A 12086-nucleotide genomic window follows, 5' to 3' on the forward strand; every position below is an offset into this window, starting at 1 on the left:
AAGATGCAGGCATCGCCCACCATCGCCTCCCAGCCTCCGGAGCTCGCCATGTCCCATCTGCCCACGGCCGACGACCTCATCGCTCGCCACGACCTGCAGCCCCACCCCGGAGGCGGCTACTTCAGCGAGACCTGGCGCGCCACCCTCACTCTGCCCCCCGGCACCCTCCCCGACGACGGCACTCCCCGTCAGGCCGGCTCCGCCATCTACTACCTCCTCCGAGCCGACCAGCGCTGCGATCGCCACCGACTCGCCGCAGACGAGCTCTGGTTTCACCTGCTGGGCGACCCGCTCATCCTCTTCCTGGAATCTCCCCGCGGCGACACCCATCAACTCACTCTGGGCCCCACCGCCGATCTCATTTTCCAGGCCCTGGCCCCGGCCAACTACTGGCAGTCCGCCCACCAGGTCCCGGGCCCTGTGGGCTACGCGCTCATGGCCACCGTCGCGGTCCCCGGCTTTGATTTTGACGACTTGGAACTCTCCGCCCGCTGAACAACCTCCCCTCCTTTCACCTCTTAACTCCCAGCTTCCCGCTTCCCGCTCTCCGATCCTCGCTTCCCTTCGTAGGCGACCCCCAAAAATCTCCTACCTTTAGTCGCGCGCCTGGCTGCAGCTGCGCGCCTTCTGCCTGCCGCCTACCTGTGACCTCCGACCAGGATGGACCATGCCCGAGTGGGTTCTCGTACTGGTACTCGCAACGATCACCGCGCTCGCCACGGGGCTCGGGCCGCTGCCGCTGATCTGGGTCGAGAAAGAAAACAAAACCCTGCTGGCGCACGGCACCGCGATCGCCGCCGGCCTGATGCTCTCGGCGAGCTTCAACCTGGTGAACGAAGGCATCGCTACCGGGGTCTGGCGCACCACCGGCGGGCTACTCATCGGTCTTGTCTTCATCTACCTCAGCGATCGCTGGCTTGAGGGGCGAGATATCGAATTTGCCGACCTCCAGGGGGCAGGTGCCACCCAGGCCCTGATCTTTTTGGGCGTCATGACCCTTCATTCCTTCGCCGAGGGCATCAGCGTCGGCGTGGCCTTTGGCGGTGGCCAGACCTTTGGAGTCCTCATCGCCATCGCCATCGCCGTCCACAACATCCCCGAGGGCCTGGCCATCGGCGTGGGCATGGTCCCCCGCGGCATGCCCTGGTGGAAGGCCTCCCTCTGGAGCATCTTCTCCAGCCTCCCCCAGCCCCTCCTCGCGCTCCCGGCCTACCTCTTCGTCGAGACCTTCCGCCCCGCCCTCCCCGTCGGATTGGGCATCGCCGCCGGCGCCATGATCTGGATGGTCGTCGCCGAACTCATCCCCAACGCGCTCCAGGATGGCGAGCGCATGCCCATCGCCGCCACCCTCACCGTGTCGGTCGCGGCGATGACGGCGTTTCAGGCGCTCTTTAGTGGGATGTGAGGCGCAGGCCGAATCCTCTCCCCACCCCACGCTCCCCTCCACGCCCGAAATCCCCACTCCGCCCCGCCCCCCAAAACATCCCGAACGCCCCCCCCCAAAAACACGCCCCATCTTTTTTACCCCCGCCCCCCGCGCCTTTCTTGCTCCCCCGGCCGCCCTCACTACAATGGCCGCTCCTTACGCAAGCTCAGACGCATCGGTGCTTCGATCCGATGCATGTGTTTTCGGGCGACACGCGATCCCGGATCGGCCTCGATCCTCATCGCCACCCGAGGGGGCACGCACCAGGGCGCGAGCTCCCGACCACCCGGACCCCGGTCCCGGGGGCCGGGACTCCCCCTTCCTGCTCCTGCCGGTGAGTTGCCCCCGACCCAGGGTGTCTCTCCCATGATCGATCCGATGTACCCCGGCGTGAGCTGGTTTTTGTGGATCGTCGCCGTGGCCTTCTTTTTAGGCTCGGCGCTCCCCCTTCTTTTGGTCCCCCTGCGCTGGGGCCGGGCCTTTGGCTGGACCCTTCCCGCAGAGGATCGCTTCACGGTGTACCTGGGCCGCTGCCTGGGCGGCGTCGCCGTGGTGCTCTCCCTGGCCACCTTCCGCGCCGCCACTGCCCCGGCCTCCTACCTGGGCACCCTGGAGATTCTTTTGGGGGCGGCCACCGCCCTGCTGGCCGTGCACATCCACGGCGCGCTGAGCGGGGGGCAGCCCTGGCAGGAAAACGCTGAAATCGCCATGTACGCCGGCATCGTCATCCCCGGCCTCTGGCTCTACGCCCAACTCCCGGGAGCCCTACTATGAGCCTCGAACACCCCATCCTCCTCTACCAGTTTCCCCCCGCGCTGGGGCTGCCCATCAGCGAGAGCCCCCCCTGCGCCAAAGTCGAAGCCTACCTGCGCCTGACCCGCACCCCCTATGAGCTGGCCGTGGGCGACACGCGCCGCTCCCCCAACAAGATGGTCCCCTTTGTGCGCTGGCCCCGGGGCCACCTGCAGGCCGAGTCCTCCGAGATCATCGCGGCCCTGGAGCCCCGGGCCGCGCTCAACGCCGACCTCTGCCCCACCCGTCTACTCGCCGGCCAGGAACTCGCCAGGCAGGTCGAAGAGGTGGTCTACGACGCCTGCCTCTACGACCGCTTCGTCGTCGTAGAGGGCTGGCGCTACCAGCGCCCGATCACCCGCGCGCTGATCGCGCACTTTCTCCCGACAGCCCTGTTGACGCCGGCCACCGCCCTGGTGCGCCGCCAGCAGATCCGCCGCGCCCGACGCGGCGTGATGCGCGCCCCGGGCACCGGCTACCGCATCGCCTGCCTCACCATCGCCCGGGTCGAGGCCCTCCTGGCCGACGAGCCCTTTTTGGGCGGCCCGCGCCCCGCCACCGTGGATTGCGCCATCTGGGCCAACCTCATCCACACCGCCGCCACCCCCAACGACTCCCCCACCCGACGCACCCTGCGCGCCTCCTCGCCACTGATGGACTGGCTGCTCCGCATGGGCGAGTCGGCCGGCTGGGACGTGGACCCGGCCACGATCGGGAGGTTTTTGTGAGACTTCGACCGCTCTTCTACGCCCTGGCCCATCCGCTGGTCTACGCGATGGTGCCCCTGAAGACCCTGGCCTTCACCACCCGGTTTACCTTTTTGCGCGGGCTCCTCCTGGAGTTCACCGCCTTTATGGACGTCCTGCTGGTCGGCCTGCTGGTCCAGAACCACGCGCTGCGGCTCACGGCCAAAGCCTTCGGCGGCAACTTCATCTTTGGTCGCACGCTGATGGAGACCGACCACTCCCGCGCGGCCGCCGCCCTGATGGAGCCGCACCTGCGCGGCAATCTCTTTATGGGCCTGCCCATCGTGGGGTTTGCCCCCACGGTTTTCATGACCAACGCCGGCCCGATCAACGTCAGCCAGCCGGCCCGCGGGGTCCTGCGCGGCCACCTCGACGCCATGCTTCAGAGCGACGCGCTGCGCCATCCCGACCTCGACGCCACCGGCGCCCGTGTGGCGCACGCCCTCCACGACTGGGTCCAGGGCCCGCGCCCCCTCACCCTCTGGGCGCTGCGTGGCGCGGCCACCCGGGTGCTGGCCATTCTCCTGGCCGACGTCGATCTCCCCCAGGACCAGGCCCGAACGATCACCGCGGCCTACCTGCGCCGCTTCGCCGAACTCTCGGCCTTCTACTACTACGCCCCCTGGATGCTCAGCCTGCTGGGCACCCACGAGGCCATGCGCCACGAGGTCTTTCTCCCCTTAAAGCGCCACGGCATCAACGCCCTGGTCGTCGACATGATGCTCTTCGCCGGCATGTTCAGCGTGGGCACCATCGTGATGAAATGCGTCGACTTCGCCCGCGACTACGACATCGACTACCCGGCCCTCTCCCCTACCGAGCGCCAGGCCTTCGTGGTCGAGTCGCTGCGCCTCTTCCCCACCGTCTCCTCGGTGCACCGGGTGGTCGAGAACCCCGAGCCCTTTGAGCTGCGCGGCCGCACCATCACCGCGCGCCCCGGCATGGAGATCGCCTACCCCTTTGTCTGCATTCACCAAAACGCCGACCTCTTCCCCCAGCCCGAGCGCCTGCGCCTGGACCGCCCCGGCGACCAGGTGGCCAACATCCTGAGCTGGTCCCGCGGCCCCCATCAATGCCCGCTGCGCGACCTCTCGGTGGTGGTGACCACCCTGATGCTCGACGCTCTGGCCGAATCCCACGGCGATCTGCGCCAGCTCCACATCGCCAACATCGAGGTCTGATGCGCTCCCTGATCACCGCCCTCAACGATCGCTGGACCGCCGACTGGCGAGGCCCGCACTCCCATACCACGCTCCTGCCCACCACCGGGCACGACACCCGCTCGTTACGCCTGGAGCTGGCCGCGCGCGCGGCCGCCCTTGAGGCGGCCCTGGCCGAGCATCCCACCCTGCACGCGGCCCGCATCGTCGTCGTGCCCCCCGATCTCGGTCACGGCCCGCGCCTGCTCATCAACAGCGTGGCCGACGGTGAGCTCGGCACCCATACCCGGCGCCTGGCCACCCTGCTCTGGCCGCACCTGGTCGACCTCCTGGCCAGCGCCCCCGCCTCCCCGGACGAGCTGGCCCACGACCTGAGGCGCCATCGCAGCCCCGACGCCACCCTCTTTTTAGCCTCCCCCGGCCTCTCCCTGACCCAGATCCGCCAGGAGGCTCGCCTCCACCAGGTGCTCCGCGAGTGGGTCGCACAGGAACGCGCCCGGGGCACCCTGGCGGCCCTCTCGCTGGAAGAGGCCCGCCAGGCCGCCCGACATCACGTGCTGACCCTCAACGACCCGAGCTGTGCCCGGGCGCCGACCCCGCCAGGGGCCGGCGCCTGGCGCAAACGCGCCGACCTCCTGCTCACCTACCTCTTCTTCCCCATCCTGGGCGTCCTGGCCAAAGACGTCTGGCTGGCCGCTCGCCAGACCACCCCGGGCCTGCGCCGGGGGCTGGCCACCCTGCTCACCGCCCTGTGGGCGCTCTACGCCCTGCCCTTCACCGCGCTGGCCATGCTCGCGCTGCGCATCGCTGAGCACCTGGAGCCCGACCCCATCCCCACCCCGGCCTCCGAGGCCAAGCTCCACCACCTGGAGGTCTTCGAAGAGGGGCGCACTAAAAACGAGCTGACCATCTGGTTCCCCGTCAAACCCACCTGGTACGGCCGCCTGCTCATGCGGGTGATCCTCTTTGGTTCGGAGCGCGGCACCCGCCACCTCTGGACCCGGGGCACTCTGGCCGGCGCCCAGAACATCCACTTCGCTCGCCTGCTCACCCTGGATGGCGGCCGACGCATGGTCTTTATGAGCGACTACCAGGGGAGCTTCGACGCCTACATCAACCACTTCATCGGCGTGGGCGGACACACCCGCGCGGTGATCCCGATCTCCTCGCGGGTCGAGGGCTGCCCCAAAACCCGCTGGCTCTACTGGCCCCGGGACACCGTGAGCTTCCGACAGCGCTGGCGCGCGATGGTGCGCAGCTACCAGCTCCAGGCCAGCGTGCGCTTCGTGGCCTACCCGGAGCTCTCGGCCAACGACATCCTGCGCCACCACGCCCTGCGCCGCGACCTCTTCGCCGACCACCTCACCCCCGAGGCCCTCGCGGCCTGGGCCCACCAGATTTGACCATGCCGACCTCCCCGGATCCCTCCCACTGCCAGAGCCTGGCCTTCACCGGCTTTGGCTCCCTGCCCCACACCCTGATGCTACGCATCGAGGGGATCACGCCGGCCTGGCTCGGCGCCCTGATCCCTCACCTGGCCTTTGGCCGCGAGCGCCGCGAGCAGGCCGTCCAGCTCCTGCTCAGCGCCCCGGGGCTCCACGCCCTGGGCGCCGACCCGGACGCGGTGGCCACCCTGGGCCGCGAACTCCGCGAGGGCATGACCAGCCTGCCCTCCGCCCAGCGCCTGGGCGACATCGGCCCTCACGCCCCCTCGCCACGGTGGTGGTCGGACCGCGATCACCACGGCGTCTTGCTCCTCTACGCCGCCTCCCCGCAGGCCCTGCATCACCTGGCCGACACGCTGCCGGCGGGCGTGCACATCCTGACACGCCAGGCCCTCTCGCTGCCGGCCACCTCCCGGGAGCCCTTCGGGTTCTTCGACGGCATCACCCCCACCGCTCGTCAGCAACGCACCCTGGCCCCCACGCCCCCCGGCGAACTCTTTCTGGGCCGCCCAGACCAGACCGGCGACACGCCCCGGGTGGCACCCCTGGCCCAGGACGGCACCCTGGTGGTGCTCCGCGAACTGGAGCAGGACGTGCGCGCCTTCTGGCGCTTCTTCATGCGCGCAGCCAACGACGAGCCCCGGCGCGCCACCGAGCTGGCCGCCCGCGCCGTCGGACGCTGGCCCAACGGCATGCCCCTTAAGCCCGGCCAGACCACCGAGCCCCCCTTTGAACGCGACGCCCTCTTCTGGACCTCCTTCGCCGACGACCCCCGCGGCCAGGCCTGCCCCTTCGGCGCCCACGTGCGCCGCGCCAACCCCCGCGACACCCTGGTCACCTCACCAGAGCTCTCCCTGCAGATCGCTCACCTCCATCGCCTGATCCGCCGCGGCCGCGCCTTCGGCCCGCCCGCCCCCCGCCACTGGTATCCCCCGGCGCTCCGCGACCACATGCCCGAACCCGACCCGGCCGCTCCCCCCGAGGCCCCCCGCGGCCTGATGTTCATGGGACTCTGCACCGACATCCGCCGGCAGTTCGAATTCATCCACCAGAACTGGCTGATGGCCCCCAAACACGCCGACCTCTTCGACGAGATCGACCCTCTGCTCGCCCACGCCACCTCCCCGCGCACCCTGACCCTGCCCACCGACACCTTCGCCCATCGCCTCCACGGCGTCGGCGACTGGGTCCACCCCCGCGGCGGCGGCTACTACCTGATGCCCACCCGCCCGGCCCTCGACATCCTCCGCGGCCCGGAGGCCTGAGCCCGACTTCGAGCCCCAGCACCAGCACCAGCACCAGCACGAGCACCAGCACGAGCACGAGCACCAGCACGAGCACCAGCACCAGCACGAGCACCAGCACCAGCACGAGCACGAGTACGAGCACGAGGTCGAGAACGAGAACGAGTACGAGAACGAGTACGAGTACGAGTACGAGTACGAGAACGAGTACGAGAACGAGTACGAGTACGAGTACGAGAACGAGAACGAGTACGAGTACGAGAACGAGTACGAGAACGAGAACGAGCACGAGTCCGAGCACGAGCACGAGCACGAGCACGAGCACAAGCACGAGTCCGAGCACGAGCACGAGCACCAGCCCCAGCACCAGCACCAGCACCAGTCCGAGCACAAGCAACGAGCAACGAGCAACGAGCACGTCGATAGCAATCCCCCCCACGCCCCACCCCGGGGCCGTCTTGACCCCCGAGCATCCCCCCGACTACCTTCCCGCGCATTCGACATTCCACCATGCCCCACCCAACCCCCGGAGCACCCATGCGCCCGCCATCCCCCACGCGCCATCTTCTCCTCACCCTCGCGCTCACCCTGGCGCTCACCGCCTGCTCCGACGATCCGGGCGACACCGACCGCCCCACTGACGCCGGCGCCGATACTTCGGTCGACACCGGCGACACCGGCACCTCCCCGGACACAGCGGACGCCGACGACGCCAGCCCGGACGCCGACGCCGACGCCGACACCGACACCGGGCCCGGGCCCGCCCCGGGAAGCTGGCAGCTCCCCGAGGGCACCTTCATGCCCGCCAAAATGCCCATGACGCTCACCCACCCGCGCCCCGAGGCGGCCGCGTGGGCGCTCTCCAAAAATGCCCATCCGGGCGTGCACTGGGAGATCCCGATCGTGGTTCAGGGCGGGGCCTGGCCTTTCCGCTACGCCATCACCGACGATGGCGGCGCCACGGGGCTGACCATTGGCGAGGAATTGGAGCGCAGTGAGGACGATGGCTTTATCGTGCATCGCTCCACCCCGGAGTACGGCACCCTCTGGTGGGAGGAGCCTGTGGAAGGCACCTACGACATCACCCTGCAGGTCACCGATCAGGAGGGCGCAACCCTCGACGTCGCGGTCTCGCTGAAGGTGGGCACCGAGGGCTGGCTCTTTGTCGACCCACTCCAGGGCGATGATGCAAACCCCGGCACACTCGATGCGCCCTTCGCCTCCATCGCGCGCATTCACGCCGAGCCCGACGAGGGTTTCAAAGACCACCGCGTCTACCTCAAGGGGCTGGTGCCCATGGATCCGGAGCCCGGCGGCACCAACATCAGCTCCGGACGCATGCCCTCGGTCTGGGTGGGCTTTCCGGGCAGCGACGCCGTTCTCGAGGCCCGCGTCGGCCAGTTCATCGTCAGCGGTACGGACTTCACCATCGCGAACCTGGAGCACCGCCACGCCGAGGATTTCTTTCAGGACGATGGCGGGTACTTCCACATGTTCACGGTCTACGACAACACCCACCGGGTGCTGATTCACGACGTGCATTTTAGTCGTTTCCACGGCAACCCGCAGAACGTCGACATGGGGAACTCCTCGATCATCATGTTCACCAACCCCGCCGAGGGAGAGCGCAACCATGTGGCCGTGGTCAACAACCTGCTCTCCGGCGACAACGGCACCTTCACCAGCGCCTACCAGTTGCGCTACTCGGTCTTTGAGAAGAACCGCGCCCTGGGCGCGAACTTCAAGACCTCCGACTCCGCGACCTGGGCGATCTTCTACATCAAGGGCGGCCTCAACGAGTTCGTCTCGCTGCGCGCCAACACCTTTGCCGAGGGCAACCAGTGGCCGCGAAGCGCCAACACCAGCGGCGCCTTAGGCATGGATCGAGCCCGCAACATCGAGTTCGCCTACAACCGCCTGCACACCGACTACACCTGGGATCGCAGCGGGGCGCTCAAGATCTGGACCGCCAGTCCGGCCACCGGCACGAGCTGGACCGCGGACACCCCGGTCTGGGTCTACCGCAATTCGCTGCGCGAGCAGGTCAGCATTGAGGGTCACAACCTCGACGACGTCGCCGATGGCACCCTGCGCCTGGAAAAAAACATTCTCGACAAGGGCACCTGGCCCCAGGCCGACTACATCCAGGCCAGCGACAACCTCGGTGGGGAGACTTACCACGACGAGGCCATGAACCTCCTTCCGGCCTACCGCGACGCCCACCTCGGCCAGCGCGGGGCGCAGATCGCGGTCCCCATCGACGGATAAGTCGTTCTGTCCAGGATAGCGGCCCCAAAAAAGGGCGCCCCGACCGGGGCGCCCGGCCCCTGCCCACCGACCCCTTCGCCCATCGCCTCCAGGGCGTCAGCGACCGGCGCCCCCCTCCTGACCGGCGAGTCCTGATTTCCCCGTCAGCCCCAGGTCCGACCGCGAGTTCGAGGTCGAGCACGAGCACGAGCACGAGCACGAGCACGAGCACGAGCCCCAGGTCCGAGCACGAGCACGAGTCCGAGCCCGAGCACGAGCACGAGCACGAGCACGAGCACGAGCACGAGCTCCGACAGCCCTCCCAAGCCAGACCGCCCCTGCCCCCCGGGCCGTCCGCCCCCCTCGCCGGCCGGAGCCCCTCTGGCCCGACAGGGGGTCCAACCCCCTCCGATGCCAGACACCCTCTGGCATCGGAGCGCTACTAAGGCACCAACACCAGAAGCCTCCTGACATCGGAGCGCTACTAAGCCTCCGACACCAGAAGGCCCCTGCCCCCCGAGGGGGTCCCCCCTAAAAAGGTGGAGCCACCACCGAGCCGGCGCACAAAAAAGGCCCCCCGCATATCGCGGGGGACCTTCTTCAACGCGTGTCAGACGCCACGGCGCGTTTCACGCCATAACCGGCGGCGCATCGGCATCCTCCGGCGAGGGCGCGCCAGCGTCCTCCTCCCCTGTCTCCGGGTTCACATCGCCGATGGCGCGCCGACGGCGCTGGGCGTCGAGCACCCGGGCCTGCTGCTCACGCAGCGGCGCCAGAATATGCTCGCGCATCTCCATCGCTCCCATATCCGCCAGATCCAGAAAGCTCGACAGCACCATCACCACCACCAGGCAACTCGCCTCATGCAACTCCTCGCGCCGGGCCATGACCTGATCCCAGGTCGTGAGCTCGGTCTTCTGGCGACGCAGCTCCTCTGCAAAATCCGCCACGCGCGCCCGAAAACGCGCCACGTCACGCTCCAACCCCACCCGGGCCACGTCATCCCGCAACGTCCCGTCGAACTCGGCAATCATGGCCTCCATCACGCCCAGCTGGTCCTCAAAGCTCAACCGAATCACATCCGCCACCCCGCTCCGAAAGAGCTTCTGCTCAATCCGCGCCGCGGCCTGGGCCACCTCCGAACTCGCGCTGCGCGAGCGAATCACCACGAAATCGCGCAGGTCGGTGATCATCACATCCAGCTCCCGATCGATCACCACCGCCTCGCCACGCGCCCTGGAGCCCCCCTCCTTCTGCTGGTTGTACGCCAGCTCCACCGCCAGCGCCTCGCGCCCCAGCTTCAGCGCGCGCCCAACCTGGGCGCCGAGCGCGTCCTTCTGCACCGCGCTCAACCCCTGACAGCCCGCCACCCGCTCGCCAACCTGCTCCATCGCAAACACATGGCGCCCGGCGCCCATCCGGCGAAAACTCACATCACTCGACACGACTCCCTTCATCACAAACCTCTCTCTCAAACGGGTTTGTGCCGCCCCGACCACGCGCTCAAGCCGAACCCCTCGGCCTGCGCAGGACGACCCACGAATTACTATTCGCCCCGGCGCGCCCATGCGCCCCGCGGCAAACACCATCGCTGGCGAGATCCCCCTACGGCTTCGTACGCCGTGATGCGAAGACGTACCCGACGGATCTGCGGTGTTTGGTGAGCGTCGAGAGTAGGAAGGAGGGTCGGGGAGGGTCAAGGGTGGTGGGGAAGTGTGGGGCGTCGGCGTCCGCGGCGGTGAGCGATTCGTGCGAGCGGTGGCACCGAGCACGAGTACGAGTACGAGCACCAGCACGAGTACGAGTACGAGCACCAGCACCAGCACCGAGCACGAGTACGAGTACGAGTACGAGAACGAGAACGAGTACGAGAACGAGAACGAGCACGAGTACGAGTACGAGTACGAGTACGAGCACGAGCACGAGAACGAGAACGAGAACGAGCACGAGTACGAGAACGAGTACGAGTACGAGTACGAGCACGAGAACGAGTACGAGCACGAGTACGAGAACGAGCACGAGTACGAGCACGAGTACGAGCACGAGTACGAGCACCAGCACGAGCACGAGTACGAGTACGAGCACGAGTACGAGAACGAGCACGAGTACGAGCACGAGCACGAGTACGAGTACCCCCTGTGTCAGCGTAGTTGCCGCATGAACTTTCCAAACCATTTGGGGGCGGCAACGTGAGGTTATCATGGCGTATTCAGCGGGATTTAGAGAACGTGTGGTGCAGAAGATGTTCGGGCCGGAGCGCAGCTCTGTCGCCGAGTTGATGGAAGAGACGGGTGTGGCACGAGCGACGCTGGGCCGGTGGCGCAGAGAAGCGGTAAACGGAGGTAGTGTGAGCGGAAAGTCCGGGAGAAGGCGCAGCAAACCACCCAAAGAGAAGATTCGTATTGTGATGGAAGCCGCCGGCCTCTCGGAGGAGGAGCTCGGCGCGTTTCTGCGCCGGGAAGGGCTTCATGAGGCTGATTTGGTGCGCCTTCGGCAGGAGGTTTTGGAGGCTGCCGAAAAAGGGCTTTCGCCGCAGAAACAAAAGGCCGCGGAGCCTGAAAACAAAGAACTCAAACGGGTCAAAAAAGAGCTCGCCCGTAAGGAGAAGGCCCTGGCGGAGGCGGCGGCGTTGCTGGTTTTGCAGGGAAAGCTCAAGGCGTATTTCTCGGAGGACGAGGACGACGACACGACGAAGACGAAAGGTTAACGGTGCTGAGCTGGGCGGAGGAGGCGCAGCGCGACGGCGCCAGACTCTCGTCCATCTGCAAAGTACTGGGGTTGAACAAGCGCACCCTTGAGCGCTGGCGCGCCCGGGGTGGGGGCTCTGACCGACGTCAGGGCCCGCGCACCTCCCCGGCCAATAAGTTGAGTGCGGTCGAGCGCGCGCAGGTTCTCAAGGCCGCGAACAGCCCGGAGTTTCGCGATAAATCGCCTCACCAAATCGTGCCCCTGCTGGCGGACCGCGGTGTGTATCTGGCCTCCGAATCGACCTTTTATCGGGTGCTACGCGAGGCCAAAATGCTGCG

At 67.7% G+C, this 12086-nt stretch carries 12 protein-coding genes; 11 read left to right on the forward strand and 1 reads right to left on the reverse strand.

Features of this window, described 5'->3' with window-relative positions:
* Positions 1-48 precede the first annotated feature (48 nt).
* The 8 genes from DL240_RS18435 (at position 49) to DL240_RS18480 (ending at position 9081) form a co-directional block, all read left to right on the forward strand.
* Positions 49-495, forward strand: a complete 447-nt coding sequence (locus tag DL240_RS18435; protein WP_158542768.1) for a cupin domain-containing protein — start codon at positions 49-51, stop codon at positions 493-495.
* Positions 496-667: 172 nt separating this feature from the next.
* Positions 668-1405: a ZIP family metal transporter gene (locus DL240_RS18440; RefSeq protein WP_111731376.1), complete on the forward strand. Its 738-nt coding sequence runs from the start codon at positions 668-670 to the stop codon at positions 1403-1405.
* A gap of 387 nt (positions 1406-1792) precedes the next feature.
* Positions 1793-2200, forward strand: a complete 408-nt coding sequence (locus tag DL240_RS18445) for a hypothetical protein (protein WP_146618412.1) — start codon at positions 1793-1795, stop codon at positions 2198-2200.
* Complete coding sequence (locus DL240_RS18450) at positions 2197-2946, forward strand: glutathione S-transferase family protein (RefSeq protein ID WP_111731378.1); 750 nt, start codon at positions 2197-2199, stop codon at positions 2944-2946. Before DL240_RS18445 ends, DL240_RS18450 begins: the two co-directional genes overlap by 4 nt.
* Entirely contained in the window at positions 2943-4145 is a 1203-nt protein-coding gene (locus tag DL240_RS18455; RefSeq protein WP_111731379.1) for a cytochrome P450, read from the forward strand. The genes DL240_RS18450 and DL240_RS18455 overlap by 4 nt, the downstream gene beginning before the upstream one ends.
* Complete coding sequence (locus DL240_RS18460) at positions 4145-5527, forward strand: hypothetical protein (protein ID WP_111731380.1); 1383 nt, start codon at positions 4145-4147, stop codon at positions 5525-5527. Before DL240_RS18455 ends, DL240_RS18460 begins: the two co-directional genes overlap by 1 nt.
* A gap of 2 nt (positions 5528-5529) precedes the next feature.
* Positions 5530-6834 (forward strand): Dyp-type peroxidase, encoded by a 1305-nt coding sequence (locus DL240_RS19805; RefSeq protein WP_146618413.1) that lies wholly within the window; start codon positions 5530-5532, stop codon positions 6832-6834.
* Positions 6835-7350: 516 nt separating this feature from the next.
* A complete protein-coding gene (locus DL240_RS18480) occupies positions 7351-9081 on the forward strand; it encodes a hypothetical protein (protein ID WP_111731382.1) in 1731 nt (576 codons plus the stop codon).
* A gap of 608 nt (positions 9082-9689) precedes the next feature.
* On the opposite strand, the gene DL240_RS18485 is transcribed toward DL240_RS18480, so the two are convergent.
* Positions 9690-10517 (reverse strand): hypothetical protein, encoded by an 828-nt coding sequence (locus tag DL240_RS18485; RefSeq protein WP_111731383.1) that lies wholly within the window; start codon positions 10515-10517, stop codon positions 9690-9692.
* A gap of 292 nt (positions 10518-10809) precedes the next feature.
* On the opposite strand from DL240_RS18485, the gene DL240_RS20130 reads away from it, so the two are divergent.
* The 3 genes from DL240_RS20130 to DL240_RS18500 form a co-directional block, all read left to right on the forward strand.
* Positions 10810-11253 carry a hypothetical protein gene (locus DL240_RS20130; protein WP_158542770.1) on the forward strand — a complete coding sequence of 148 codons (444 nt, stop codon included), beginning with the start codon at positions 10810-10812 and terminating at the stop codon, positions 11251-11253.
* Positions 11254-11260: 7 nt separating this feature from the next.
* A complete protein-coding gene (locus tag DL240_RS19820; protein WP_146618290.1) occupies positions 11261-11767 on the forward strand; it encodes a helix-turn-helix domain-containing protein in 507 nt (168 codons plus the stop codon).
* 2 nt (positions 11768-11769) lie between these two features.
* On the forward strand, positions 11770-12086 hold a 317-nt coding region (locus DL240_RS18500), incomplete at its 3' end, for a helix-turn-helix domain-containing protein (protein WP_146618416.1).

The organism is Lujinxingia litoralis, assembly GCF_003260125.1.
Classification (GTDB): Bacteria; Myxococcota_A; Bradymonadia; order Bradymonadales; family Bradymonadaceae; genus Lujinxingia; species Lujinxingia litoralis.

What these genes read in the sequence shown, in the direction of transcription:
- DL240_RS18435 (WP_158542768.1), top strand. Translation starts at nt 49, where the DNA reads ATGTCCCATCTGCCCACGGCCGACGACCTCATCGCTCGCCACGACCTG.
- DL240_RS18440 (WP_111731376.1), top strand. Translation starts at nt 668, where the DNA reads ATGCCCGAGTGGGTTCTCGTACTGGTACTCGCAACGATCACCGCGCTC.
- DL240_RS18445 (WP_146618412.1), top strand. Translation starts at nt 1,793, where the DNA reads ATGATCGATCCGATGTACCCCGGCGTGAGCTGGTTTTTGTGGATCGTC.
- DL240_RS18450 (WP_111731378.1), top strand. Translation starts at nt 2,197, where the DNA reads ATGAGCCTCGAACACCCCATCCTCCTCTACCAGTTTCCCCCCGCGCTG.
- DL240_RS18460 (WP_111731380.1), top strand. Translation starts at nt 4,145, where the DNA reads ATGCGCTCCCTGATCACCGCCCTCAACGATCGCTGGACCGCCGACTGG.
- DL240_RS19805 (WP_146618413.1), top strand. Translation starts at nt 5,530, where the DNA reads ATGCCGACCTCCCCGGATCCCTCCCACTGCCAGAGCCTGGCCTTCACC.
- DL240_RS18480 (WP_111731382.1), top strand. Translation starts at nt 7,351, where the DNA reads ATGCGCCCGCCATCCCCCACGCGCCATCTTCTCCTCACCCTCGCGCTC.
- DL240_RS18485 (WP_111731383.1), bottom strand. Translation starts at nt 10,517, where the DNA reads ATGAAGGGAGTCGTGTCGAGTGATGTGAGTTTTCGCCGGATGGGCGCC.
- DL240_RS19820 (WP_146618290.1), top strand. Translation starts at nt 11,261, where the DNA reads ATGGCGTATTCAGCGGGATTTAGAGAACGTGTGGTGCAGAAGATGTTC.